Genomic DNA, 26,263 nt, shown 5'->3' on the forward strand with positions numbered 1-26,263 from the left:
TCCTTCGTCGGCCGGCCTAAGGGGCCTTCACCACCGGAAAGCTCTCGCCAACCACGACGGTGGCCTCACCGGCGATATCGCTGGCCGAGCGGCCGAGTTTCACCGCATAGGTGCCAGGCGCCACACGCCAGCGCTTGCCCGCGTCGTCATAGCGGGCGAGCGCGAACGCTTCCAGTGGGATATCGACACGGCGGCTGGCGCCCGGCTTCAGCGAAATCTTGCTCCAGCCAGCGAGGCGCCGCGTGGCCGCGCCCGGCGCGGTGACGTAGATCTGCGGAACATCGGCACCGGCGGTCTTGCCGGTGTTCTTCACCGTGACATGGGCGACCGGGTGGCCCTTGGCATCCTTGTCCACGGCGAAGTCGCTATAGGCGAAGTTCGTGTAGGTCAGGCCATAACCGAAGGCGAACAGCGGTTCGCGCTTCGTCTTCTCGAACCAGCGGTAGCCGACGTCGGCGCCTTCGATGTTGTAGTCGACGTTGTCGGCCGGCTTCTCTTTCGAATAGAGGCCGGCCGCCTGGATCGTCGGGCGGGGCAGCTGCGCTTCGTCCTTCGGCCAGGTCACCGGCAGGCGACCCGACGGCGCCGTTTCGCCGTAGAGCAGGCGTGCGATGCCTTCGCCGCCACCCGAGCCCGGATACCAGGCCTGCAGGACGGCACCGACGTTGCCGAGCCAGGGCATCTTCACCGCACCATTGGTCTCGAGCACCACCACGGTCTTCGGATTGGCCTTCGCCACCGCGGCGACGAGCGCATCCTGCCCGTCGGGCAGCGCCATGTCGGGCACGTCGAAGGACTCGGCGGCCCACTGGGTGACGAAGACGACCGCCACATCGGCGCTGGCCGCAGCCTTCGCTGCGGCGGCGGGATCCGTACCGGGATCGAAGCTGACCTTGCCGCCGAGCTTCTGCATGAAGGTCAGCGGCGCGGACGCGTGGTAGCGCACCGGGCCGGGCCAGCCGGTCGGCTGCAGCCCCGGTACCGGATCGCCACCGACATCGGTCACCGTCGAGGAACCACCACCGGCGAGCACGCCCTTGTCCGCATGGGCGCCGATGACCACGACCGACTGGCCGGTGCGCGACAGCGGCAGCAGGCCTGCCTCGTTGCGCAGCAGGACGGCGCCGGCCTCCAGCGTGTCGCGCGCGACCTTGCGGTCGGCGTCGTAGGGAACGGGCGTGGTCGGCTTGGTCGGGATGGGGTCATCGATCACCCCATGCGCGATCAGGCTACGCATGATGCGCCGGGCCATGTCGTCCAGCCGGGCCTTCGGTACCTCGCCGGAGGCGACAGCGGCGCGCAGCGGCTTGTCAAAGAACACCTCGGCGTCGAAGACCTCACCTGCCGATTCCTGGTCCAGGCCGGCAAGCGCCGCCTTGGCGCCGCTGTGCGCGCCGCCCCAGTCGGACATGACGAAACCCTTGAAGCCCCATTCCTGCTTCAGCACCTGGTTGAGCAGCCACTCGTGCTCGCCGGCGAAGGTGCCGTTGACGCGGTTGTACGAAGACATGACCGAGCCGGGATCGCCATGGGCGATGGCGATCTGGAAGGCGAGGAGGTCGGATTCGCGCAGGGCGACGGGGTCGATATCGGCGCTGAGCGTGTTGCGACCGGATTCGAGGTCGTTGATGGCGAAGTGCTTGATGGTGGAGACGATCTTGCGTTCCTGCACGCCCTTGATCGTTGCACCGACGATGTTGCCCGCGAGGATCGGGTCCTCACCCGCGTACTCGAAGTTGCGCCCGTTGCGCGGGTCGCGCACCAGGTTGATGCCGCCGGACAGCAGCACGCCGTAGCCCTTGCCACGCGCTTCGCCGCCGATCATGCGGCCACCGGCATGCGCCACGGCAGTGTCGAAACTCGCCGCAGTGGCAAGCCCGGCGGGCAGCGAGATCGCGCCCTTGCCGTCGATGCCCGGCTTGTTCACGCCGAGTCCCGCGTCGGTCTCGTTGATGGCGGGCAGGCCTAGGCGCGGCATGGCCGGCACGTAGCCCGCACCGCCCACGGCACCATCGGGCACGCCGTGTTTGTCGCTGGCGAGGCCGAAGTCGGAACGAATCAGGCGAAATTTCTCATCGTCCGTCATGGCCGCAACGACAAGCTCGGCGCGACGATCCACCGACAGCGAGCGGTCCATCCACGGTTTGGCCGGCGGCGTGGCCGCGCTGGCGCTGGCGGCAAGGCCGGCGGTGATGGCGAAGGCGAGGGCGGTACGGCGCACGGTATCGGGCATGGTCGGGGTTCGGTCCGTTGGGAGACCTACACGTTCGTTCAGTAACGGTTTTATCGCAACCCGCGAGACCACTTCGGGGTAGGCTGGAACTTGACCCAAGGGCCTCCAGACCCCACTTAAGTGGTTCAATGAATTCACAAAAGTCGACAACGCTAGACGCCTTTCATCCCGCGGTCGCCGCCTGGTTCGGGAACACGTTCCCCGAGCCCACGGCAGCGCAGGTGGCCGCGTGGCCGGCGATCCGTTCGGGCCGCCACACGCTCGTCGCCGCCCCTACCGGTTCGGGCAAGACGCTTACCGCTTTCCTGTCGGCCATCGACATGCTGGTGCGCGATGGCGTGCGTGACGGCGGGCTGCCAGACCGCACGACGATTCTCTACGTGTCGCCGCTGAAGGCCCTGTCCAACGACATCCGAATCAACCTCGAAGCGCCGCTGGCGGGCATCCGCGAGGAACTGCGCAAGCAGGGCCTGCCTGATCTCGAGATACGCACCGCCGTGCGCACGGGGGATACGCCTTCGTCCGAACGCGAACGCATGAAGAAACGCCCGCCACACATCCTGGTGACAACGCCGGAATCGCTCTACGTCCTGCTCGGTTCCGTCTCGGGGCGCAGCATGCTGGCGGACGTGCGCGAGGTGATCGTCGACGAGATCCACGCCGTCGCGGCGAGCAAGCGCGGTAGCCATATGGCGCTGTCGCTGGAGCGGCTGGAGTCGCTGGCGCAGCGACGCATCACCCGCATCGGGCTGTCCGCCACGCAGAAGCCCATCGAGAAAGTCGCCGCCTTCCTCACCGGCAACGCGAAGGAAGACTGCGCCATCATCGATATCGGGCATACGCGCAAGCGCGACCTCGCGATCGAAGTGCCGCCGGTGCCGCTGGAAGCGGTGATGTCCAACGACATGTGGGAACTGGTCTATAACCGGCTCTCCAATCTGGTCGAGCAGCACAGCACCACGCTGATCTTCGTCAACACAAGGCGCATGGCCGAGCGCGTGGCCAGGCATCTTTCCGAACGACTCGGCCGCGAAGCCGTGACCGCGCACCATGGCAGCCTCTCGCGCGAGCAGCGTCTCGACGCGGAGCAACGCCTGAAGAAGGGCGAGCTGCGTGCGCTGGTCGCCACGGCCTCACTCGAGCTCGGCATCGACATCGGGGACATCGATCTGGTCTGCCAGATCGCCTCGCCGCGTTCGATTGCCTCCTTCCTGCAACGCGCCGGTCGCGCGGGACACGCCGTGGGCGGCACACCGAAGGCGCGACTGTTTCCCACCTCACGCGACGACCTCGTGGAATGCACGGCGTTGCTCGACTGCGTGCGCCGCGGCGAACTCGACGCGCTGGTCATGCCCATGCAGCCACTCGACGTTCTCGCGCAGCAGATCGTCGCCGAGGTGGCCTGCCAGGAGTGGGACGAAGACGCCCTGTTCGATCTCGTTCGCCGCGCGTATCCGTTCAATGCACTCAAGCGCGAAACCTTCGACGAGACCGTGCGCATGCTCGCCGAGGGCTTCACCACGCGTGTCGGCCCCCGCGGGGCTTACATCCATCGCGACGCCGTGAACAAGCGCCTGCGTGAGCGTCGCGGTGCGAAGCTCACCGCTGTCACCTCGGGCGGCACCATCCCCGAAACCGGCGACTACAACGTCCTGCTCGAACCGCAGGCCATCGTGGTCGGCACGGTGAACGAAGACTTCGCGGTGGAGAGCCTTGCCGGCGACGTCTTCCAGCTGGGCAACCGCTCGTATCGCATCATGCGTGTCGAGATGGGTCGCCTTCGCGTCGAGGATGCGCAGGGCCAGCCACCGAACATCCCGTTCTGGCTCGGCGAAGCGCCCGGCCGCACGGACGAGCTATCGATCGGCGTGTCGCGCCTGCGCACGGAGATTTCGGCGAAGTTCGACGAGGGTGGTCGCGAGGCGGCACTCAGGTGGCTGGTCGACGAGCTGGCGCTGAGCAAGGCCGCCGCCGAGCAGGTGGTCGATTACCTGTTCCGCGCCCGTGCCGCCCTCGGCGCACTGCCCACCCGCGAGACGCTGGTGATGGAACGCTTCTTCGACGAATCCGGGGGCACGCAGCTCATCATCCACACCCCGTTCGGCAGTCGGATCAACCGTGCCTGGGGCCTCGCGCTGCGCAAGCGTTTCTGCCGCAAGTTCAACTTCGAGCTACAGGCTGCAGCCACCGAAGACGCCATCGTGCTGTCGCTGTCCACCAGTCACAGTTTTCCGCTGGACGAAGTGGCGCGCTACCTGCACTCGAACTCGGCCGAGCACGTGCTGATCCAGGCACTGCTCGATGCGCCGCTATTCGGCGTGCGCTGGCGCTGGAACGCGACGACTGCACTGGCCTTGCCGCGCTTCAACGGCGGCAGGAAAGTCGCGCCGCAATTACAGCGAATGAAGAGCGAAGACCTCCTCGCCACCGTCTTCCCCGACCAGGTTGCCTGCGCGGAGAATCTCGTTGGTGAGCGCGAGGTGCCCGACCATCCACTGGTAAACCAGACGATCGACGATTGCCTGCACGAAGCCATGGATTGCGATGGCCTGCTAGCCATCCTGCGCGGGCTGGAAACCGGCGCCATCCGCATGGTCGCGCGCGATCTCGCCACACCATCGCCGTTGGCTGCGGAGATCCTCAACGCGGCACCTTACGCCTTCCTCGACGACGCGCCATTGGAGGAGCGTCGCACGCAGGCCGTGCAGTCGCGCCGCTGGAACGACGCGGAAAGTCCCGACGATCTCGGCCGGCTGGATGCCGAGGCGATCGCGTCGGTGCGCGAGGAAGCGTGGCCGGAGGCACGAACCGCCGACGAGATGCATGAGGCTCTCATGTTGCTCGGCGCCGTCACAGACGACGATGTGCGCAAGCATCCAGCCTGGGCCGGGTTGCTTCGTGCACTGGCGAAGGACGCGCGCGCCACGGTGCTGAGGCACGGCGACGTGGCCTTGTGGGTGGCTGCCGAGCGCTTGCCCACGTGGCGCGCCATCCACGCCGATGGCGCACTGTCACCGGCTATCGCCGCCCCTTCCGAATTCGAAGCGCAGGCGTGGACACCCGAGTCGGCGCTGATCGACATCGTTCGCGGTCGCCTCGGTGGGCTTGGCCCGGTGCCGGCCCGCGTGCTCGCTTCATCGCTTGGCGTGGAGGCGGGCGCGCTCGATCTCGCGCTGGCCTCGCTGGAGACCGAAGGCTACGTCATGCGCGGTCCGTTCTCGCCGGGCACCACCGACGTGGAATGGTGCGAACGACATCTGCTGGCGCGTATCCATCGCTACACGATCGGCCGGCTGCGCCGCGAAATCGAACCGGTCGCGCCACGCGACTTCATGCGCTTCCTGCTCGACTGGCAGCACGTGACCCAGGGCACCCGGGTCGCTGGCCCCGATGCGCTGGCCGGCGTGATCGCCCAGCTCGAAGGATTCGAGGCCGCAGCGGGTGCGTGGGAGGCGGAACTGCTTCCCGCGCGTGTCAGCGATTACAGCATCGGCTGGCTCGACGATCTCTGCCGCGCCGGACGTGTCGTCTGGAGCCGTCTGCGCCTGGGTACGGGTAGCGGTGGCCCGGTGCGCTCCACGCCGATCGTACTGTTGCCGCGTCGCCAGCTGCCCATCTGGTCGGCGGCTGCGCCGGCCATCTCCGAGGAGTTGCCGCTCTCTTCGCGGGCCCAGGCCGTCGCTGATGCGCTGCGCGATGAAGGCGCACTGTTCTTCGATGAGCTGGCGACGACCACGCGTTTGCTGCGCACCGAGCTGGAGGACGCCCTCGGCGACCTGGTGGCTGCCGGCCGCGTCACCGCGGACAGCTTTGCCGGCTTGCGCGCCTTGTTGCTTCCTGCCTCGAAACGAAACGGCAGCCGTCACCGCCGTACGCGCCGGCACATGTTGAGCGGTATCGAAGACGCCGGTCGCTGGTCGCTCGCACGTCGGCCAGCTGAGGCACGTAGTGATGCCGATGGCCTCGAACACATGGCGCGCACGCTGCTACGTCGCTATGGGGTGGTCAGCTGGCGCATCCTCGAGCGCGAGGCGGCGTGGTTACCTGCGTGGCGCGACCTGCGCCGTGTCTTCCATCGGCTGGAGGCGCGCGGCGAGATTCGCGGCGGCCGGTTTGTCGACGGTCTCGTCGGCGAGCAGTTCGCGCTGCCGGAGGCGCTGGCAGCGTTACGGCAGATTCGTCATCGCGAGCACGATGGCGAGATCGTCTGCATTGCGGGGACCGATCCGCTGAACCTGGTCGGCACGATCATCACCGGCGCGGCGAAAGTGCCTGCCGTGCTCGGGACGCGCATCGCCATTCGCGATGGCATGCCGCTGGCAGCGATGATCGCCGGCAAGTTCGTGACGTTGATGCCTTTGGAAGGCGACGACGAACGGGAGGCGCGTTCGGCGCTGCAAAGGCATGCGTCGTTTGCGACGGCGTTGTCGTATTGAGTCAGGGAGGGCATCGCCGCTGAAGCGGCTCCCACAAGGAGCAGGCCCGGCTTCGTGTGGGAGCCGCTTCAGCGGCGATGCTCTTAGCGCAACTGCAAACCCCCGATCACCCAGATCTTCGGCCCCGGCTTCCCGGTAATCACGAAGCACAGGTCATGCACGCCCTCGCGCTTGGGCAGGATGCCCTGCAACGTCGCGCGGCCGTCCTTCGCTTTATCCAGCGCAATGGTCGAGATCTTCGGGCCGTCGCACGAGTCCTGGTGAACCTCAAGCTCGCCGGCGCGCGAGCGCGACTTGCGCGAGACGATGCCCGCGGCGTCCTTCCACAACGCGTAGTTGAACGGCAGGCGATCGACGGTTACATCGAGGCCGTAGCGGCCATCGAGCTTCACACCCTTCCACACCCAGCAGGTGTTCATGATGTCGACCTTGTAGACCGGTCGCACGCCATTGACCGCATCGGGTGATTCGATGCGCAGGACGAGCTTGTCGCCGCAGGTGTCGAGCTGGTCACTGTTGCGATGCAGGAGCGACTTCGCATCGATGGCTTCTTCACGCGGACCCGCCAGCGCAAAGCTGTTGTCGAATGCATTGGCACGCACGGTCGTCGGCAGCGGCACGTCGAATGGCGCCGTATACGCAGCCGATTGTGCGGTCGGCGAGGTGCCGTCGGTGGTGTAACGGATGGTGCCGTAACCGGTCTGGCTGGAAAGAGTGACCTTCGCCTTGTCGGCGTCGGCGGCTGTCGAAGCGATGGCCACTGCGTAGGCACCGTCGGAAGGTACGATGCCCGCGGCGCGATACCGTGACATCTCCGCTGGCAGGCGCGCGATGAAACCGTTCCAATCCGCCTTCGGCGACCACGTGCGTTCGGCGACGGCTGCGATGCGCGGGAACACCGCGTGTTGCGTGCGGTACCAGTTCGGGAGGTACTCCGCGAACACGGTGACCTGTGCACCGAGCACGTGCGCGGCCTTGTCCGCGCCGATCTCTGCCGGCACCGGATCGAAGTCGTAGACGGTCTTCAGGGTCTGCACCTGCGGCCGGCCCGGCTGCTCATCAGGCAGGGTGGACTGCAGGTAATCCATGTACAGCGTCGGCGACGGAGCCATCACGACATCGTGTCCGGCGTTGGCCGCCTTGATCGCGCCTTTCGTCCCGCGCCAGGACATCACGGTGGCGCTCGCCGGCACCTTGCCGTCGAGGATCTCATCCCAGCCGATGATCCGCCGTCCGTGCTTGTCGAGGTAGTCGCCGATGCGGGCGACGAACCAACCCTGCAGCTTCTCTTCGTCGTCGATGCCGAGCGACTTCATCTTTGCCTGGGCGGTCTTCGAATGCTCCCACTCGTCCTTGGCAGCTTCGTCGCCACCGACATGGATATACGTCGACGGGAAGATCGTCATCACTTCGTCGAGCACGTTCTCCAGGAAGGTGAAGGTGCCATCGTCCACGTTGAACAGCGCCGTGTTCACGCCCCAGTCGCCGGACACGCCGAGCTTCTTGCTGCCGGCGCCGAACTGTGGGTAGGCGGCAACGGCGGCCTGCGCGTGACCGGGCATCTCGATTTCCGGTACGACCGTGATGTGCCGCTCGGCAGCATAAGCGACGATCTGCTTTGCTTCGTCCTGCGTGTAGAAGCCGCAATAGGGGCGATCCGGATCGCCGGTGAGCGCGACGTCCGGTCCGACGGGCTTACGGCAACTGCCCACTTCGGTGAGCTTCGGATACTTGAGGATCTGCAACCGCCAGCCCTGGTCGTCGGTGAGATGCCAATGGAAGGTGTTGAGCTTGTGCAGGGCCATCTGGTCGAGCAGGTGCTCGATCTCGGTGACCGACTGGAAGTGGCGAGACGAGTCGAGCATCAGGCCGCGCCAGGCAAACCGGGGCGCGTCGACGATATGTACGGCGGGAACACCGTTCTGTGATGCCGGATCGGTCAGCAGTTGCCAGTACGTCACCGCGCCATAGAACAGCCCGGTTTCGTCGTTGGCGGCGATGCGCACGCCGTTGCTGTTGACGTCCAGCGTATAGGCTTCGCGTCCCTTGGTGGTCGCGTCGGTCAACAGTGTGATCGCGCCGTCGCGAGGCTTGCCTTCGACGATGGCGATATCGGTGCCGCGCGCCTGCCGGATCCAGCCTTGCAATTGCGTTGCGACTTTCTTCGCGGCGACGTTGCCCGGTGCGACGACGATCGTGGTGGACGTTTCGAGGCGGAAGTGTCCTGGCAGGCGCTGCAACGACGCAGGCTGCGGAATCAGCGAAAGTGGCGCGTTATCGACGGGGCCGGTTTCGTGCCTCGGCTGGTTGGCGCAGGCGGTCAGGCCAAGGGCCATGGCGAGGAAGAGGGTTCGGCGCATCGAGAACTCCTGCGGTTAGAAGGCAACCGTCCGATTGTGCCGGAAACGCACAAAAAAAAGCGGGCCCGATAATGGGTAGTCGGGCCCGTGGGGAATGAAGCTTCGAGGGGTTTGCGGCCGTCCCTGGCCGCTGATCCATGACGCTTTATCAGAGGTCGAAGTGCACCTGGGCCATGTAGCGGCGACCCGTGGTGTATTTCGCGACCGGCAGGTCCTTCGTGCCGATGTACTGCTTGTACTGTTCGTTGGCCAGGTTCATGCCCGAGAGCGTGACCGAGATCTGCTTGTTGAACTTCCAGCCGATCGTGGCCCCGAGATCGGCGTAAGCCTCGGTGGTTGCGGGCGGCGCACCAGCCACGTAGCCGCCGGCGAGGTACGCGCTACGCCAGTTGTAGTTGATGCGGGCACTGAACGCGCCGAACTCGTAGTACGGGCTGATGGAGTACGCATTCTTCGAGTTGTATGGCAGCTGGCCACCCGAATCGAGCGTGCCCTTGGCGTACGTGTAGTTCGCCGTGACACCGAAACCGGTATCCCAGAAGGCCTGCTGGAAGCTGGCGTTACCACCCCTGACCTTGCCCGAGCCGACGTTGACCGGACGGGAGATGTCATAGGTACAGAAGCCGTCAGCCGTGCACAGGCCCGCCGCGAGCTCCTTGGCGAACTGGACCGGATCGGTGGAGGTTGCCGAGTTGAAGTGCTGCTCCTCGACCACGTCCTGGAAGACGTAATCGTCGATCTTCTTGTAGAAGCCCGTGATCGCAAAGTAGGACTGCGGGGCGAAGTACCATTCGCCGGAGAGCGAGAAGTTCTTCGACTTGTACGGCTTCAGGTCCGGCGTGCCGCCGGAGCCGGTGAGCACGGTGTCGTTGAGGAACAGGTTGTTGACCTGCATGTTGTACGGCGCACGGGCGATGACCTTGGCCGCGGCGGCACGCAGGATGATGTCGTCGGTCAGGTCGTAGGCCACGTTGAGCGACGGCAGCCAGTTCTTGGTGGTCTGCGACGCCTTCTGGTAGCTGCCGGCGGGAGCCGGAAGCACCGGAGCACCGGAGTAGTTGTAGCCGAAGCCGTCGGTCTTCGTATCGACGTAACGCATGCCGAGGTTGCCGTGGAAACCGCCACCAGCGAAGTTCAGCTGGGCATACGCGGCGTTGGTCTTCTCGATCAGCTTGTACGTCCCGTTGAGGAACGTACCCGGATCTTCGTTGCCGCCGTTGGTGGCGCGAACCCAGGCGTACTGCGCATTGGGATCGGCGCTGACGTGCTGCGAGGAGCCTTCCCAGCCACCCACGCTGCCGAGGGTGTTGGTGAGACCGTCGGTGCCGAGATCGGCGAGCGAGATCGGACCGTTACCGCCGTAGACGTGCGCGTTCATGCCTTCTTCGTGACGGTTCCAGCGGTAACCGACCTGGAGTTCGTTGAAGAAGTTGTCGAAGTACTTGCTGAAGTCGAGCTGGGCGTAGCTGTCACGCGAATTCGCGCTGTAGTCGCCGTAATTGCCGGGCCAGCCGCCGAGGCCGTCCGCGTCACCCATGTGCCAGTTGGCCGGATTCTTCGCCGCCGCCGGGCTGTCAAAGTTGAAGCCGTGGTTGATGTCCCAGGTGTAGCCGCCCGCGTACTGCGGCTCGATCACGGCCTGCGAGATATCGTCGTTACGGGCCTTGCTGTAGCCGGCCGCGCCGCCGAGCTTCCAGCCGTCGCCATCGTAGGTCGACTTCAGGTCGAAGGCCGACGTACGGACCACGGACTTGCGGACGTTGCTGTCCATCAGGGTCGGGCCGATGGCCGGGCAACCTGCGTTGTCGTTGCCGCAGACATGGCCGCCGGTGACGACGCCATTCGGACCCTGGGTGAAGCTGGTCACGTTGCCTGGCGCGTTACCCGTGAACGGGTACATCGACTGATTCCAGTTGTCGAAGTTCTCGCGGATGAACAGGCTGTTGAAATCAACGTTCCAGTTATCCGCCGGCTTCAACTGGAAGCCGAGGGTCGCGGTATCACGCTTGCGGTTCTGCTGGAACCACGCGGAGTTGACCTCGTCGGGCACCTGCGCGTTCGGGTTCAACGTGCCGTTGGCGATACCCGCACCGACGGCGGGGCTCGAAGCCCACTTCGACACCGGGCTGTAGCTGAAGATTTCCAGGCCCTGGCGGTCGATCTTCTCTTCGTAATGCTGCACCGAGCCAATGATGCCGAAGGTGTTGGAGGTGTTCTTCCAGCTGTACAACGCCGACGCGGTGGGACGCGAGCCGCCACTGCCCTGGTCGTTGTAGTTCAGGCCGAACGAACCACGCACCGTGTTGGCCGGCAGGTCGAGCGGTTCCAGCGTGTGCAGGAGCACCGTACCGCCGAGGCTGCCTTCAGTCAGGCGTGCTTCGGGCGACTTGTAGATTTCCAGTCGACCGATGATTTCCGGCGCGAGCATCGTGAAGTCGAAGCCACGGTTCGGCTGCGCACCGTACTGCCACGGCGTCTGCGAGATCGGCTGGCCGTTGAGGAAGGTAAGGTTGAGGCTGGGGTCGGTACCGTCGATGGAAACACGATCGCCCTGGCCGAACTGACGGTCGATCGTGACGCCGGGAATCTGCGTCATCGCTTCGGCGACATTGGTGTTCGGGAACTTGCCGATGTCTTCGGCGGTGACCGCTTCGACAATGGCATCGGCATTGCGCTTGGTATCGAGAGACTTCTCGAGACTGGCGCGGATGCCGGTAACGGTGATGCCCTCGAGCTGGGCTGCCTTGGCGGCGTCAGCTTTTTCCTGGGCAGTCTGCGGCTTTGCCGGCGGCGGCGTCGCGTCTTGCGCGGCGGCGATTCCGGTGAAACAACAGAGTCCGGCGATGATGCTCGCCGTCAGCAGGTTTCTACGATGCGACATGGAGTCCTCCCCTCAGAGGATGTAGCGGTGACGGGTTTCGCGGCCGCGTCATGCTTCGTTGCTATCGAAGGGTCTTTCGACCCGGTTGTTGTACTGAGCCTGCGTTCCTTTCCCGCTCTTCAGTGAGCGCTCGAACCGTGCAGGTAGAGACCGGCGGCACCGATCACTCCCAACTGCCCGTGGTCCATCAGACGTACCGGTACTTGCTGGAGAAAGGCGCGCATAACGCCCTTGTTGAAGAACCTGGAGGCGAAGCTGCTGGCGAGGAGGCGGTCGCGAACCTGGGGCAGGATGCCGCCCGCAAGGAACACGCCACCACGGGCGCCGTAGAGAAGGGCGAGATCGCCCACGAAGCTGCCGAGAAGGCCACAGAACACGTCGAGTGCTTCCACTGCGGCGGGATCGTTCCCGTCGAGGGCGGCGCGCGTGACGGCGGCGGGCTCGGTCAGCGTCGCGGCGGTGCCGCGCAGCGTCGAAATGGCTTCATAGAGATTCACGAGACCCGGACCCGACAGGGCGGTCTCGTACGAAACGTAGTCGCGGCCGCGGGCGAGTTCGCCCAGGATCGCGACCTCGCGCTCGTTACCCGGCGCGAGTGAAATCTGGCCCGCTTCGGTCGGCAGCACGGTGGCGTGCGGCGAACCCGGCAGGAGCACGGCGGAGCCCAGGCCGGTGCCCGGCCCCATGACGAGGATCGGTCCCACGGCCGGGTCGGCGGCGGTTTCGATGATCGGCAGGGTCTGGTGGTTCTCGAGGAACTGGCAGGCGTAGGCCACGGCTTCGAAGTCGTTGACCACGGCCAGGCCGAGCAGGCCCAGGCTTTCGCGGATGTCCCCGATCGAGACCGGCCAGGGCAGGTTCTCGTTGACGATGGCGTCGCCGAGCACGTAGCCCGCGCTGGCAACCGCGCAATGTTCGATGTGGTGCTGGCCATCCAGGCGGCCGACGAAGTCCTGCAGCACGGCGGTCAGGCTGGGCCAGTCGGCGCAGGCATAACGTTCGTAGCGAAGCACGTCGATGGCGGTGGAGCCGACAGCGCGGCGTACCAGGCCGATACGGGCATGCGTCCCGCCCACGTCGGCGGCGATAAACGCCCCGGAACGCGAAGCACGCACGATTTCCCGTTGTTTGGCCGATTCGCCCACGCCCCGCCCCTTATGACTTGCCCCTGATTTGAGCGGAGTCTGTGAGCGAAATGACAACGTTGTCAACAGGACAAATGGCTAGGACATCCACCATTCCATCCTGCGTTGCAGCAGGAAACGTTTGCGGTCGGCCGTAATCTTCTCCGAATCACCGCGTGGCGCGGGCTGCGGCATGGGGAATGCATGGGCCATCAGGGGTTTGACGCGCCGCGACATCGAAAGTCACAAACCGCATGGCTACGGGGAGGGCCGTGTAAAAAGCCAATTGACAACGTTACGCACACGAGTCAATAAAGGCGACAAATCAGAGGGGAAGCACCCATGTCATCCACCACAGTCAGCGTCGAAGAGACCCGACATTCCAGCCTGGTACCGATGATCATCATCGGCGTCCTGTTCTTCATCTTTGGCTTCGTGACCTGGCTCAACGGCCCGCTGATCACGTTCGTGAAGCTCGCTTTCAACCTGGATGACGTCAACGCCTTCCTGGTCCCGATGGCGTTCTACCTGTCGTATTTCTTCCTTGCCCTGCCCTCCTCTTTCATCCTGAAAAAGACCGGCATGAAGAAGGGCATGGGCCTTGGCCTGTTCGTCATGGCCATCGGCGCCGTGCTGTTCGGCCAGTTCGTCACCATGCGCATTTACCCAGGCGCACTGACCGGCCTGTTCGTCATCGGCGCGGGTCTTTCGCTGCTTCAGACGGCGTCCAATCCGTACATCTCCATCCTCGGCCCGATCGACAGCGCGGCGCAGCGCATCGCCTTCATGGGCATCTGCAACAAGATCGCCGGCGCGCTCGCGCCGTTCGTTTTCGGTGCGGTGGTGATGAGCAATATCGGCACGTTCGACAAGCAGATCGCCGCCGCTGGTTCGCCGGGCGAGAAGGACGCCCTGCTTGCCGCATTCGCTTCCAAGGTGCACATGCCGTACATGGTGATGGCCGGCCTGCTGGTCGTGCTCGCCATCTGGGTGGTTCGCTCCTCGCTGCCTGAAATCAAGCCCTCCGGTGCGAATTCCGAGCGCGCCATCGGCCACGCCAAGGGCAGCATTTTCAGCTTCCCGCACCTCTGGCTCGGCGTGCTCTGCCTGTTCGTTTACGTGGGCGTGGAAGTGATGGCCGGCGACGCGATCGGCACGTATGGCCAGGGCTTCGGCATGACGCCGGAAGACACCAAGCACTTCACCTCGTACACGCTGTTTGCCATGCTGCTGGGCTACATCGCCGGCCTCCTGCTGATTCCGAAGTTCGTCTCCCAGCAGAAGTACCTGGCGATGTCCGCCATCCTCGGCGTGATCTTCTCGATCGGCACCTACCTGACCACCGGATACACCGCCGTCGGCTTCGTCGCCGCGCTGGGCTTCGCCAACGCCATGATGTGGCCGGCGATCTTCCCGCTGGCAATCAAGGGCCTGGGCGCGCTCACCGAGTTCGGCTCGGCCTTCCTGATCATGGGCATTGCCGGCGGCGCGATCATCCCGGTGGCCTTTGCCCATCTGAAGCAGAGCCATGACTTCCAGGCCGTCTTCCTCTGCCTGATGGTCCCCTGCTACCTGTACATCCTGTACTACGGCGCGGCTGGCCATCGGGTCGGTCAGCACATCAAGGACTAACGTCCGCCTTCGCTACGTAACGGCCATCCGCTAGGATGGCCGTCTTGCTATTGAGGGTCCGAGATTGCGTAGCCCTACCATCAAGGACGTGGCCGAGCGGGCCGGCGTGTCGCTGAAGACCGTCTCCCGCGTCATCAACCACGAGCCGTCCGTCCATGCGCGCACCCGTGACAAGGTGCAGCGTGCCATCGATGCCCTCGACTACCAGCCCGACCAGGCGGCGCGCAGCCTGCGCAGCGCCCGGACGTACGCGCTGGGCCTGGTTTATGACAACCCCAACGCCCACTACGTCATCGCCATGCAGAATGGCGTGCTGTCGGTGTGCCGGGAGCGCGGCTTCGGCCTGCAGATCCATCCCTGCGACTCGTCGGCGCCCAAACTGGCCGAGCAACTGTGCGACCTGGTCCGGCGCAATCGCCTGGCCGGTCTCGTGCTCGCCCCGCCGATGTCCGAACAACCACGGCTCCTCGCGATCCTCACCGAGCACAAGATTCCGTTCGTACGGATCATCTCCGCCCGGCAGGATCCGAAAGACGGCTGGCCGTGCGTTTTCGTGGATGACCGTGACGCCGCCTATGCGATCACCGAGCACCTGATCCAGCTCGGCCATCACCGCATCGGCTTCCTCTGGGGCGGCAAGGAGCATCGCTCAAGCCCGGAGCGCTACCAGGGCTACGAGGATGCGCTGCGCGAGTACGGGCTGCCCGTGGACAAGAAGCTCGTGGTCGAGGGGGACTATTCGTTCGACGATGGTTTCCGTGGTGCGCGCAAGCTGCTCGCATTGAAGGAACCACCGACCGCGATCTTCGGTTCCAACGATGAGATCGCGGCCGGTGTTCTCGCCGCTGCGCGCTCGGGTGGTGTCGACGTGCCGTGGGAACTTTCGATCGCTGGCTTCGAGGACAGCCCGTTCTCGAAGCAATCGTGGCCGGCATTGACCACCGCGCGGCAGAACACCGAAGAGATCGGTCGGCATGCGGCGCAGCGGCTCATCGCGGAGCTCGAGCGTGATGGCGATGAGCATGTCATCGAGAACGAGGGTTTCAGCCCGGATCTCGTTGTTCGCGGGTCGACGGCGCCGCGGCGGTTGTGAATGCCTACAGCGCTTGTCGGCGAATATGCCGTTGACTGTGTCCGTCCTGCATAGATAATGGCGACGGTTCAAGGATTTGAACCTGACACAGCTGCCCTGCAGGTGACATATAAGCGAGGCTCGCCCTCCACCTGTTAAGTGTTCGCGCTTCCTGCGTAGACACAAGAAACGACTGCCCTGCGGGTGACATATAAGCGAGGTTCGCCCTCCACCTGCCTGGCGGTCAACCTGGAGAACGGATGCTCACCTATTCCATCATGCTTGATGGCGCATTTGTCAGGCGAAAGACCGGCAGCGCGACGAGACCTGCCACGTGTAGCGACATTGCTCGACTTTCGGCGGCTATTCGAACCCACCCCCTCCTGCTTTCCCGCCGCCTCCATCGGATCTATTTCTACGATGCGGCGCCATCTGCCGAGGTCATCGAGAATCCCTTCTCCAAGGAACGGCTCGACTTCAGTACAAGCAGGGCTTATCGAGCCAGCGAAGCCATGCATAACGAACTGGCATGCCAAGACTTCTTCGCGAACCGCCTCGGCGAACTATCTATCGATGGCTGGGCGCCGAAGAAGGATCTTCGGAAGGTAAATGAGGAAAGTCTCACGCTTCGCGCCGACGACATCAAACCGATAGTCGGTCAGAAGGGCGTGGATATGCGTATCGGGCTCGACATGGCGAGTCTCACGCTTAAGAAGCTTTCCTCGCTCATCGTGCTGGTTACCGCCGACAGCGATTTCGTCCCAGCCATGAAGTTCGCGCGCCGCGAAGGCACTCAACTCGTCCTGGTCACGCTCGGGCACGGCGTCAAGGATCCCATGCGGCACCACGCTGACATCGTGCTATCTGGCACTGTGGCTGAATGGTTCACACGCCTGTAGCCAATGCATCCCGCTGAGGCCTGATCGATGGCGGCTCAGGCCATTGTCATCACGCCGATCGCAGCGACAGCGATCAACAAGCCGAACCAATTAAGCCACGAGAGCTTTTCGCGGAACGCCACTACGCCGACCAGCGCACCGAGAAGCACTACGCCGAGATTCATCGAAGCGAACACCAGCGACGGATCGTTCGGCAGTGCCTGGTGGCCGCGGATGTAAAACAGGATGTTGGCGAAGTTCGCCGCACCGAGCACGACGCCGAAACCGACGCTGCGCAACGAGAGCGGTGCCCTGCGCATGAGCGCACGGGCGAACACGGCGATCCAGCAAAGCACCATCGCGATGAGGAACGAGGCGAGGAGGGCGCTGGGAAACGGCGCATGCGCCTGGGCGATCATCTTGAAACAGATGTCGATGGCGCCGAAGCCGGCGAATACCGCCAGCGGCGCGAGCCAGCCGGTGCGCTCAGCACGATCCTTACGCCACAGGATGCATACGACGGCGACCAGCGCGAGAACGATGCCGAGCACCTTCAGCGGCACCAGCGCTTCACCGAAGAGAAGGAAGGCCGCGGCCAGCGAGAAGAACAGCGAGAGTCGCTGTGCCACGTCGGTGCGGACGATGCCGGCGCTGCGTACGGAGCGCGCGAGAATGACGAAGATCGCCGGCAGGAGGACGCCAAGCAGGATGAGAGGCACGCGGGCGTCGGACTGGAGTGCCGCCTGGGGCGTTGCACCCAGCAGCCATACGGCGAGGCCGGCTGCCACGATGTAGTTGGTAGCGACGGCCTGGACGATGTCGACGTTCGCGCGGCGAGCGAGCTTCAGCAGGACGGAAACGGCGACGCTGAAGGCGACGGCTAGAAGGATATAGATCATGGGCAGGGGGTGTCGCGGTGCGGCGAAGATGAGAAGTTTCGCACGAAGCATCGCCGCTGAAGCGGCTCCCACAAGAGCATCGCCGCTGAAGTGGGTTTCACAAGGGCATCGCTGCTGAAGCGGCTCCCACACAAAGCGGGTCGCTCTTGTGGGAGCCGCTTCAGCGGCGATGCTTTTTCACCAAAGCGACAGGCTCAGCGACCCAGCTGCGAGGCCTCGCGCGCCAGCTTCTCAATCGCCGCAAAATCACCCGCGGCCAGCAGGTGCGCCGGTGTCAGCCACGAACCACCCACGCAGACCACGTTCGGCAGCGCGAGGAACTCCGCCGCATTCGCCAGGCTGATCCCACCCGTCGGGCAGAAGGTGATCTGCGGCAAGGGGCTGGCCCAGGCGCCGATGAGCTTGCTGCCGCCGGCCGGTACGGCCGGGAAGAACTTCTGGAAGCGGTAACCGCGCTCGAGCAGATTCATCGCCTCGCTCGACGTAGCGGCACCCGGCAGCAGCGGCAGGTCGTGGTCGGCGGCGGCGTCGAGCAGGCGCGGGGAGCTGCCCGGCGAGACGGCGAACTTCGCGCCGGCCTTGTAGGCGGCCTCGAGATCACGCGCGGTCAGCACGGTGCCGACACCGATGAAGGCACCTTCGACTTCCGCGGCGATGGCGCGCACGGCATCCAGGGCGGCTGGCGTACGCAGGGTGACTTCGATCGACGGAATGCCGCCGGCCACCAGCGCACGCGCCATGCCGACCGCCTTCGAGGCGTCTTCGATGATCACCACGGGAACCACCGGCGCCAGGCGCAGGGTGGCTTCGACGAGTTGCTGCTTCGCTTCGTTGCTCATCAGGTACTGCTCCGGAGAATCAAAAGACGCCCGCACCGAGGTCGGCCGTGACGGCGGACTGGCGGAACATGGCAAAGAGCTCGCGACCCATGCCCGTGTGATGCATGGCAAGGTCGATGTTGTCGGGAATGCGCGCGTTCCACTCGTCGGCGTCGACCAGCACTTCGATCGTGCCGGCCACTGCGTCCAGGCGCACGAGGTCGCCGGTGCGGATACGCGCGATGGGACCGCCCGCTTCGGCTTCAGGCGTGACGTGGATCGCTGCCGGTACACGGCCCGAGGCGCCGGACATGCGACCGTCGGTGAGCAGGGCGACACGATGGCCACGATCCTGCAGCAGGCTCAGCGTCGGCGTGAGCTTGTGCAGCTCGGGCATGCCGCGCGCACGCGGCCCCTGGAAACGCACGACGGCGACGAAGTCACGATTGAGTTCGCCGCGATCGAAGGCGACTTTCACGTCGTCCTGTTCGTCGAACACGATGGCCGGCGCTTCGATGATCATGCGATCGTCGGGTACCGAAGAAACCTTGATCACGCCGCGACCGACGTTGCCCGAAAGCATGCGCAGGCCACCGTCGTGACGGAACGGTTCGGTGATCGAGCGGAGCACGCCACGATTGCCGCTCTCCTTCGAAACACGCTGCCAGGCGAGCGCGTCGTTCTCGAGACGCGGCACGTGGCGATACGCTTCAAGGCCGTGACCCATGATGGTGTTCACGTCGCCATGCAGCAGGCCGGCGTCGAGCAGCTGGTCCATCAGGAAGGCCATGCCGCCCGCTTCGTGGAAGTGGTTCACGTCCGCGTAGCCGTTCGGATACACGCGTGCCAGCAGCGGCACGACCGCCGATAGCGCGTCGAAATCGTCCCAGCGTAAATCGATACCCGCGGCGCGCGCGATGGCAACCAGATGGAGCAGGTGATTAGTCGAACCACCCGTGGCATGCAGGCCGACGACGCCATTCACGATGGAACGCTCGTCGACGATGCGACCGATCGGCATGTAGTGATCGCCAAGGCAATCCGTCGCCAGCACGCGTTCGACGGCGGCGGCGGTGAGCGCTTCGCGCAACGGCGTGTCCGGTGCTTCGAAGCTGGCACCCGGGATGTGCAGGCCCATGATCTCCATCAGCATCTGGTTGGAGTTGGCCGTGCCGTAGAACGTGCACGTGCCCGAGCCGTGGTACGAGCGGGCTTCCGCGTCGAGCAGCTCGGCGCGCGTGGCCTTGCCCATGGCGAAGGCCTGTCGGACCTTGGATTTCTCTTCGTTGGGAATGCCGGAGGGCATCGGGCCTGACGGCACGAAGGCGCTGGCCAGATGACCGAAGCTCAAGGCACCGATCAGCATGCCCGGCACGATCTTGTCGCAGATGCCGAGGTAAAGCGCACCTTCGTACATGTCGTGCGACAGCGACACCGCGGTGGCCATGGCGATGAGGTCGCGCGAGAACAGCGACAGCTCCATGCCCGGACGGCCTTGCGTGACGCCATCGCACATCGCCGGTACGCCGCCAGCAACCTGGGCCGTCGCACCGAAGGTACGCGCGGTGGCGCGGATGCGCTCGGGATAGCTTTCGTACGGCTGGTGCGCGGACAACATGTCGTTGTACGAGGTGACGATCGCGATGTTCGCGGCGTGACCGTTGCGCAGCGCGTCCTTGTCGTTCTCGCCGCAGGCGGCGAAGCCGTGTGCGAGGTTGCCGCACGACAGGTGATGCCGCTTCGCGCCCTTGCCGCGTGCGCCGTCGATCTTCGCCAGGTAGGCGGCGCGCGAGACGTGGCTACGCTCGACGATTCGCTGAGTCACCTCGGCGAGGATGGGGTGGATGTTCATGGCAGTTCCGCGTGGCTACGTAATGGGATCGCCGGCCCCCGCCGGGCGATCCGGGCCGCGCGTATCCCGCGCGGCACGATGGCTTGCATTGAAGCGTTGAAACGTCGAACTCAGGGCGACCAGTACACGTCGACGGCGGTGCGATCCTGCTTGAGCACCGCAGCGATCGGGAAATCCCCACCGGCGATTGCCTTGTCGAGGATTTCCTTCTTGTCGTTACCTTCGATGTGCAGGTACAGCGCACGCGTATCGAGCACGCGGGGCAGGCTGAGCGTGATGCGCGGTTCACCCGCGTCTTTCGCACGCATCGACAGCACACTCTGCTTGCCATCGAGGTCGAGTGCCTGTGCGAGGTGATCGCCGCCCGGGAAGAACGATGCGGTATGGCCGTCCGGACCCATGCCGAGCACGACGACGTCGAACGGCTTGCCGAGGGCGTCGACGCGCTTGCCCACGTCCGCGAGCGCGGCGTCGACATCATCGGCATGTGCCGCGTCGAACAACGGCAGGAAGGTCGCGACATGCGCTTCATGCGAGATCAGGTGCTTCTTGACCAGGGCCGCGTTGGAGCGGTCGCTGGTCTCGTCCACCCAGCGCTCGTCGACCAGCGTGACGCTGATCTTCGACCACTCGATTTCCTGCTCGGCCAGCACGGCGAAAAGCAGCTTCGGCGTGCTGCCGCCGCTGACGGCAATGCTGGCCTTGCCGCGCGCCTTCACGGCCGCGTCGAGCTTGCTCGCAATGTCCTTGGCGAGCGTGTCGCCGAGGGTCAGGCGATCGGCGAATTCGTGGCGATTTACTTTTGCGTTCATCAGGCAGCGTCCTCGGCCCAGGTACGGCCATCACGTTCGATAAGCGCCACGGCGGCGCTCGGACCCCAGGTTCCCGCGGTATACGGCTTCGGCGTATCGCCGCTGCCTTCCCACGCCTGGAGGATCGGACCGGCCCAGTTCCATGCCGCCTCGACTTCGTCGCGACGCATGAACAGGGTCGGGTTGCCGCGCACCACGTCGAGGATCAGGCGCTCGTAGGCATCCGGCTGCTGGATGCCGAAGGCCGCGGCGAAGCTCATGTCGAGCGGCACGTGGCGCAGGCGCAAGCCACCCGGACCCGGGTGCTTGATGGTCAGCCACAGCTTCACGCCTTCATCCGGCTGAAGGCGCAGCGTCAGGCGGTTCGGCAGCAGCGGACCGTTCGCGGGATCGAAGATGGAGTGCGGCAAGGCACGGAAGGTCACCACGATCTCGGAGACACGGTTGGGCAAGCGCTTGCCGGTGCGCAGGTAGAACGGCACGCCGGCCCAGCGCCAGTTACCGATCTCCGCCTTGAGGGCGACGAAGGTTTCGGTCTTGGACTGGTCGCTGCCCAGTTCGTCCAGGTAACCCGGGACACTCTGGCCTTCGGCCGCACCGGCGCGGTACTGGCCGCGTACGGTGAGCTGGCCGGCGTTGCTGGCGTCGATAGGACGCAGCGAACGCAGCACCTTGAGTTTTTCATCGCGCACGGCGTCCGGTGCCAGCGACGACGGCGGCTCCATGGCGAGCATGCACAGCAGCTGCAGGATGTGGTTCTGGACCATGTCGCGCAGGGCGCCGGCACGGTCGTAGTAGCCGGCGCGATGGCCGACACCCACGGTTTCGGCGACGGTGATCTGCACGTGGTCGATGTGCTGGGCGTTCCACAGCGGCTCGAACAGGGCGTTGCCAAAGCGCAGCGCCAGCAGGTTCTGCACCGTTTCCTTACCGAGGTAATGGTCGATGCGGTAGGTCTGCGATTCGGTGAAATAGCCGGCGACCGCATCGTTGATCGCGTTCGCACTCTGCAGGTCGCGGCCGATCGGCTTCTCCAGCACGACACGCGAGCGCTCACCGTTCAGGCCCAGGGACCCCAGGCGCTGGCAGATGTCGGTGAAGATGTCCGGCGAGGTCGACAGGTAGAACACGCGGATGTGCGTGGGCTGCGCCGCCATGAGGGCCGAGAACTCGTCCCAGCCGTCCGCCTTGCGGGCGTCCAGCGAGCGGTAGCCGATCATCGCGATGAAGGCGTCGAGCTGGGCCTTGGCGACATGCGCCACGCCTTTCTCGATCGCGACGCGAACCTGCTCACGGTACCCGGCGTCGTCGAGACCCTCTCGGGCCACGCCGATGATCCGGCTGCTCGGCTGGATCTGACCATCGACAAAGCGGTGGTACATGGCGGGAAGAAGCTTGCGGACGGCGAGATCGCCGGTGCCGCCGAAAATAACCAGATCGAACGGCTCGATCGGCAGGAGTTGTGCGCTCACGACAGTGGCCTGTTCAACGTCGAGGGAAGATGCCACCGGATCGTACCAGTGACATACCAGGACATACCAGCCCCGTACCAATCGCCGCGACGTTTCGCCACCATTCACGGCACGATAACCCAACGTAAACGGTTCCAGCGCTCATTTGGATCGTGCAAACGACTGTTTGAATCGGCCGGTGGTATGGACTGACTTGTACGCGCTTGCCCCAGTGGTCGGGTATTGGTATCTTCCGGGAATGGAAATCGCTCTCGTCGCCGAATACCAGCGCCTTCAACACGATCCGGCCGCCCGGCTGCCGCTGGCGTACATGCGCCTGCGCCGGGCCATCCGTAACGTGATCGAAAACGGCGAGGTGCAGGTGGGCCACGCCCTGCCGAGCGAGCGCGACCTGGCCAGAGCCCTCACCCTGTCCCGGGTCACCGTGCGCAAGGCCATCGGTGGACTGGTCGAGGATGGCCTCCTCACCCAGCGCCACGGCGCCGGGACCTTTGTTTCCGAACGCATCGTCAAGCCGCTGTCGCGGATGACCAGCTTCACCGAAGACCTTCGCGCCCGCGGCCTCAACCCACGCTCGGAGTTCTTCGAACGCGCCATCGGCGAAGTCACTCCCGAAGAATCCATGGCGATGAACCTGTCGCCGGGCACCCAGGTGGTCCGCCTGCACCGCCTGCGCTACGCCGGCGATGAACCGCTGGCGATCGAACGCAGCGCGGTGCCGCTATCGCTCCTGCCCGACCCGAGCCTGGTCGAGGATTCGCTTTACGAAGCCCTCGACAAACTGGGCAACCGCCCGCTGCGTGCCCTGCAGCGTCTGCGCGCGGTGGTTCTCGGCCCGGCACAGACGCGCTTGCTGCGCCTGAGCGCCGGCAGTGCGGGACTCAGCATCGAACGCCGCAGCTTCCTCGACGACGGCCGGATCGTCGAATTCACCTGTTCCTGGTATCGCGGGGACATCTATGACTTCGTCGCCGAGCTGCACAGCGACTAACGAGCCAACCAGACCATGACGATCCAGCCGCAAGACACCCTGATGTTCCGCGAAGCGCACGAGACCGCCGAGGTCGTCGAGCGGCAACTCGCCAACAACGAAGCCGTGATCGGCGCGCTCGCCGAACGCCTGCGCGCGACGCCGCCACGCATGGTCATCACCTGCGCACGCGGCAGCTCGGACCACGCGGCGATGTACGCCAAGTACGTGTTCGAGACCCAGCTCGGTGTCGTCACCGCGTCGGCATCGCCGTCGGTCACCTCGATCTATCATGCCGCGCAGCGCCTCGACGGCGCGCTCTACGTCGCCATCTCGCAGTCCGGCAAGAGCCCCGACCTTGTCCGCAACGCGGAAGCGGCGAAGAAAGCCGGCGCTTACGTGGTCGCCCTGGTCAACGTGGTGGACTCGCCGCTGGCCGATGTCGCCGACGTGGTCATCCCGCTGCACGCCGGTCCGGAAACCAGCGTCGCCGCGACGAAGAGCTATCTGGGCGCCCTGTTCGCCATCCTGCATATCGCCGCCCGCTGGAGCGGCAAGGCCGAGATCGCCGACGCAATCACCGCGCTGCCCGCGCAGCTTCGTCATGGCTGGGATGCCGACTGGTCTGCCCTCACTGACGGCCTGGTCGACGCGCACAACCTGTTCGTCGTCGGCCGCGGCTTTGGCTTCGCTGGCGCGCTCGAAGCCGCGCTCAAGTTCAAGGAAACCTGTGGCCTGCACGCCGAAGCGTTCAGCGCGGCCGAAGTGAAGCACGGCCCGATGGCGCTGGTCGGCCCGGACTTTCCCGTGCTGTTCTTTGCGCAGAACGACGACACCCTGCCGGGCGTGCTCGATGTCGCCGCCGAGTTCCGCAAGCGCGGGGCCAAGGTGTGGGTTGCCGCACCGGGCGCGACAGGCGAGGACATCCTCCCGCTCGTCGCCACCGCGCCGATCGCCGCGGTGCTGGTCACCGTCCAGAGCTTCTATCGCGCCACCGCCGCACTCGCGCTGCGCCGTGGCTTCAATCCCGACGTCCCGCCGCACCTCAACAAGGTGACGGAAACCGTCTGATCCATGGAGTTTCCTCGTATGACCATCGCCCTCGTCAACGGCCGCGTCCTTACCGATAACGGATTCCAGGGTGGCTTCGCCGTCCTGATCGACGATGGAAAGATCACCGGACTGGCGCTGCCTTCCGATCCGCGCGTGCGCGCGGCCGAACGCCACGACCTCGGTGGGCACACGCTGCTGCCGGGTTTCATCGACTGCCAGGTCAACGGCGGCGGCGGCGTGCTGTTCAACGACGTGCCCACGGTCGACGCGATCCGCCGGATCGGCGAAGCGCACGCGAAGTTCGGCACGACCGGCTTCCTGCCAACCCTGATCAGCGACGATGTCGACGTCATGTCGAAGGCCATCGATGCGGTCAACGATGCCCTCGCCCAGGGTGTCCCGGGCGTTCTCGGCATCCATCTCGAGGGTCCGTTCATCGCGCCCGAGCGCAAGGGCGTGCACGATCCGGCGAAGTTCCGCATCGCCGATGCCAGTGACGTGGCGATGGTCTCGCGCCGCCACGGCGGCGTCACCCTGCTTACCCTCGCACCGGAACGCGCCAGCGCCGCCGTGCTGCAGGAACTCGTCGCCAACGGCGTCATCGTCGCCGCGGGCCACACGGCCGCCGATTACGACACCACCCGCAATGCGCTGGCCACGGGCGTGCGCGGCTTCACGCACCTGTTCAACGCGATGACCCCGTTCACCAGCCGCGAACCCGGCGTGGTCGGCGCGGCACTCGAGGATCCGGCCAGCTGGTGTGGCCTGATCGTCGACGGTCACCACGTGCATCCCGCGTCCCTCCGAGTGGCCATCGCCGCCAAGGCCCGCGAGAAGATGATGCTGGTCACCGACGCCATGCCGCCGGTGGGCTCGGACGATCCGACCTTCGTGCTCAAGGGCGAGACGATCACGGTGAAGGACGGCGTCTGCCAGACCGCCGACGGCACGCTGGCCGGCTCCGCGCTGGACATGGCCACGGCCGTGCGCAACACGATCAACATGGTCGGCGTGCCTTATGACGAAGCCGCCCGCATGGCGTCGACCTACCCCGCGGCGTTCCTGGGCCTCGGCGCCACGCACGGCCACATCGCCGCGGGATACCGCGCCGACCTGGTCGTGATGAACGAGAACCATGAGGTCGTGGAGACCTGGATCGGCGGCGTCCGCGTTGTCGGCTGACGCTCTCATATTTGTTAAATTCGCGTGACACCAACCCGGCGGCCCGCTAAAGTGGCGCCGTTCGGGTGTCCCGACCGGCAGTCGTCGGAAGGGATGAAACGGGAAGCCGGTGCGTCGCCTCGCGACTATTCCGGCACTGCCCCCGCAACGGTAAGCGACAGGACGGCCTGAAGGCCTTCCGGAAACCGGCCAAACGCCACTGCGCAAGCGGGAAGGCGCCGGGTTCCGCCACGGTAAGTGGCTGGCGTGAGTCCGGAGACCGGCCCGATGCATTCGCCTCGCGACTATCGCGGGGCGTTTTATGTTGGGCGATTCGCGGAGGGCGGATCCGGACAGCGTTCCGGGTCGATCCGTGCCCGCATGCCGTTCGCCGTTTGTCCTCCGTGTCGCCTCTAGCGACGCACTAAGGAAACGGCTCCATGAAGAAGACCCTGCTCGCGATGGCCCTGCTGTCGTCCATCGCCGCCGCCCACGCGGCCGACGCGCCCGCCGACCGGCTCGATCCGGTGGTGGTCACCGCCAACCGCGCGGCGACGCCGCTCGACGAAGTCCTCGCCCCGGTCACGCTGATCACCCGCGACGACATCGA

At 65.4% G+C, this 26,263-nt stretch carries 16 protein-coding genes and 1 riboswitch; of the genes, 7 read left to right on the forward strand and 9 right to left on the reverse strand.

Annotation, left to right across the window (positions count from 1 at the left end; all coding sequences use genetic code 11):
- Positions 1–16: 16 nt before the first annotated feature.
- On the reverse strand, positions 17–2,233 hold the full coding sequence (locus ACVWWJ_RS22925; RefSeq protein WP_456969628.1) for a glycoside hydrolase family 3 C-terminal domain-containing protein: 2,217 nt from the start codon (positions 2,231–2,233) through the stop codon (positions 17–19).
- Between the two features lie 128 nt (positions 2,234–2,361).
- On the opposite strand from ACVWWJ_RS22925, the gene ACVWWJ_RS22930 reads away from it, so the two are divergent.
- Positions 2,362–6,669, forward strand: coding sequence for a DEAD/DEAH box helicase (locus tag ACVWWJ_RS22930; RefSeq protein WP_456969629.1), 4,308 nt, complete (start codon positions 2,362–2,364; stop codon positions 6,667–6,669).
- 83 nt (positions 6,670–6,752) lie between these two features.
- Here ACVWWJ_RS22930 and ACVWWJ_RS22935 read toward each other — a convergent pair whose 3' ends face one another.
- The 3 genes from ACVWWJ_RS22935 to glk all read right to left on the reverse strand — a co-directional run bounded on the left by ACVWWJ_RS22935 (position 6,753) and on the right by glk (position 13,055).
- On the reverse strand, positions 6,753–9,029 hold the full coding sequence (locus ACVWWJ_RS22935; protein WP_456969630.1) for a family 20 glycosylhydrolase: 2,277 nt from the start codon (positions 9,027–9,029) through the stop codon (positions 6,753–6,755).
- A gap of 148 nt (positions 9,030–9,177) precedes the next feature.
- Positions 9,178–11,910 carry a TonB-dependent receptor gene (locus ACVWWJ_RS22940; protein WP_456969631.1) on the reverse strand — a complete coding sequence of 911 codons (2,733 nt, stop codon included), beginning with the start codon at positions 11,908–11,910 and terminating at the stop codon, positions 9,178–9,180.
- Between the two features lie 119 nt (positions 11,911–12,029).
- Positions 12,030–13,055, reverse strand: coding sequence for a glucokinase (gene glk, locus ACVWWJ_RS22945; protein WP_456969632.1), 1,026 nt, complete (start codon positions 13,053–13,055; stop codon positions 12,030–12,032).
- Between the two features lie 321 nt (positions 13,056–13,376).
- Here glk and ACVWWJ_RS22950 point away from each other — a divergent pair, with 321 nt between their 5' ends.
- The 3 genes from ACVWWJ_RS22950 to ACVWWJ_RS22960 all read left to right on the forward strand — a co-directional run bounded on the left by ACVWWJ_RS22950 (position 13,377) and on the right by ACVWWJ_RS22960 (position 16,637).
- Positions 13,377–14,666: a sugar MFS transporter gene (locus tag ACVWWJ_RS22950; RefSeq protein ID WP_456969633.1), complete on the forward strand. Its 1,290-nt coding sequence runs from the start codon at positions 13,377–13,379 to the stop codon at positions 14,664–14,666.
- Between the two features lie 64 nt (positions 14,667–14,730).
- Positions 14,731–15,759 carry a LacI family DNA-binding transcriptional regulator gene (locus ACVWWJ_RS22955; protein WP_159890322.1) on the forward strand — a complete coding sequence of 343 codons (1,029 nt, stop codon included), beginning with the start codon at positions 14,731–14,733 and terminating at the stop codon, positions 15,757–15,759.
- 239 nt (positions 15,760–15,998) lie between these two features.
- Positions 15,999–16,637 carry an NYN domain-containing protein gene (locus ACVWWJ_RS22960; RefSeq protein ID WP_456969634.1) on the forward strand — a complete coding sequence of 213 codons (639 nt, stop codon included), beginning with the start codon at positions 15,999–16,001 and terminating at the stop codon, positions 16,635–16,637.
- Between the two features lie 35 nt (positions 16,638–16,672).
- Here the strand turns inward: ACVWWJ_RS22960 and ACVWWJ_RS22965 are convergent, their stop codons facing one another.
- The 5 genes from ACVWWJ_RS22965 to zwf all read right to left on the reverse strand — a co-directional run bounded on the left by ACVWWJ_RS22965 (position 16,673) and on the right by zwf (position 22,469).
- The gene (locus ACVWWJ_RS22965) at positions 16,673–17,515 is read right to left on the reverse strand and encodes an EamA/RhaT family transporter (RefSeq protein WP_456969635.1); all 843 of its coding nucleotides are present in this window, start codon (positions 17,513–17,515) and stop codon (positions 16,673–16,675) included.
- Between the two features lie 194 nt (positions 17,516–17,709).
- Positions 17,710–18,354 carry a bifunctional 4-hydroxy-2-oxoglutarate aldolase/2-dehydro-3-deoxy-phosphogluconate aldolase gene (gene eda, locus ACVWWJ_RS22970; RefSeq protein WP_200851538.1) on the reverse strand — a complete coding sequence of 215 codons (645 nt, stop codon included), beginning with the start codon at positions 18,352–18,354 and terminating at the stop codon, positions 17,710–17,712.
- 19 nt (positions 18,355–18,373) lie between these two features.
- On the reverse strand, positions 18,374–20,185 hold the full coding sequence (edd, locus tag ACVWWJ_RS22975; RefSeq protein ID WP_456969636.1) for a phosphogluconate dehydratase: 1,812 nt from the start codon (positions 20,183–20,185) through the stop codon (positions 18,374–18,376).
- 110 nt (positions 20,186–20,295) lie between these two features.
- Positions 20,296–20,997, reverse strand: a complete 702-nt coding sequence (pgl, locus tag ACVWWJ_RS22980; protein WP_456969637.1) for a 6-phosphogluconolactonase — start codon at positions 20,995–20,997, stop codon at positions 20,296–20,298.
- The gene (gene zwf / locus ACVWWJ_RS22985; RefSeq protein WP_159890312.1) at positions 20,997–22,469 is read right to left on the reverse strand and encodes a glucose-6-phosphate dehydrogenase; all 1,473 of its coding nucleotides are present in this window, start codon (positions 22,467–22,469) and stop codon (positions 20,997–20,999) included. Before zwf ends, pgl begins: the two co-directional genes overlap by 1 nt.
- A 238-nt stretch (positions 22,470–22,707) precedes the next feature.
- Between zwf and ACVWWJ_RS22990 the strand changes: the two genes are divergently transcribed.
- From ACVWWJ_RS22990 to nagA, 3 genes are read left to right on the forward strand one after another with little or no spacing between them, the layout of a single operon-like run.
- A complete protein-coding gene (locus tag ACVWWJ_RS22990; protein ID WP_159890310.1) occupies positions 22,708–23,460 on the forward strand; it encodes a GntR family transcriptional regulator in 753 nt (250 codons plus the stop codon).
- A 15-nt stretch (positions 23,461–23,475) separates the two neighbouring features.
- On the forward strand, positions 23,476–24,510 hold the full coding sequence (locus ACVWWJ_RS22995) for an SIS domain-containing protein (RefSeq protein WP_159890308.1): 1,035 nt from the start codon (positions 23,476–23,478) through the stop codon (positions 24,508–24,510).
- Between the two features lie 18 nt (positions 24,511–24,528).
- Positions 24,529–25,674, forward strand: a complete 1,146-nt coding sequence (gene nagA, locus ACVWWJ_RS23000) for an N-acetylglucosamine-6-phosphate deacetylase (RefSeq protein WP_456969638.1) — start codon at positions 24,529–24,531, stop codon at positions 25,672–25,674.
- A 46-nt stretch (positions 25,675–25,720) separates the two neighbouring features.
- Positions 25,721–25,956, forward strand: a riboswitch (cobalamin riboswitch).
- The last annotated feature ends 307 nt before the right edge of the window (positions 25,957–26,263 follow it).

The organism is Luteibacter sp. HA06 (genome assembly GCF_054061215.1).

Coding starts and splice junctions, on each gene's coding strand:
- ACVWWJ_RS22930 (WP_456969629.1), top strand. CDS start 2,362: ATGAATTCACAAAAGTCGACAACGCTAGACGCCTTTCATCCCGCGGTC.
- nagA (WP_456969638.1), top strand. CDS start 24,529: ATGACCATCGCCCTCGTCAACGGCCGCGTCCTTACCGATAACGGATTC.
- ACVWWJ_RS22925 (WP_456969628.1), bottom strand. CDS start 2,233: ATGCCCGATACCGTGCGCCGTACCGCCCTCGCCTTCGCCATCACCGCC.
- ACVWWJ_RS22940 (WP_456969631.1), bottom strand. CDS start 11,910: ATGTCGCATCGTAGAAACCTGCTGACGGCGAGCATCATCGCCGGACTC.
- ACVWWJ_RS22965 (WP_456969635.1), bottom strand. CDS start 17,515: ATGATCTATATCCTTCTAGCCGTCGCCTTCAGCGTCGCCGTTTCCGTC.
- pgl (WP_456969637.1), bottom strand. CDS start 20,997: ATGAACGCAAAAGTAAATCGCCACGAATTCGCCGATCGCCTGACCCTC.
- ACVWWJ_RS22935 (WP_456969630.1), bottom strand. CDS start 9,029: ATGCGCCGAACCCTCTTCCTCGCCATGGCCCTTGGCCTGACCGCCTGC.
- ACVWWJ_RS22960 (WP_456969634.1), top strand. CDS start 15,999: ATGCTCACCTATTCCATCATGCTTGATGGCGCATTTGTCAGGCGAAAG.
- eda (WP_200851538.1), bottom strand. CDS start 18,354: ATGAGCAACGAAGCGAAGCAGCAACTCGTCGAAGCCACCCTGCGCCTG.
- ACVWWJ_RS22950 (WP_456969633.1), top strand. CDS start 13,377: ATGTCATCCACCACAGTCAGCGTCGAAGAGACCCGACATTCCAGCCTG.
- ACVWWJ_RS22990 (WP_159890310.1), top strand. CDS start 22,708: ATGGAAATCGCTCTCGTCGCCGAATACCAGCGCCTTCAACACGATCCG.
- ACVWWJ_RS22995 (WP_159890308.1), top strand. CDS start 23,476: ATGACGATCCAGCCGCAAGACACCCTGATGTTCCGCGAAGCGCACGAG.
- edd (WP_456969636.1), bottom strand. CDS start 20,185: ATGAACATCCACCCCATCCTCGCCGAGGTGACTCAGCGAATCGTCGAG.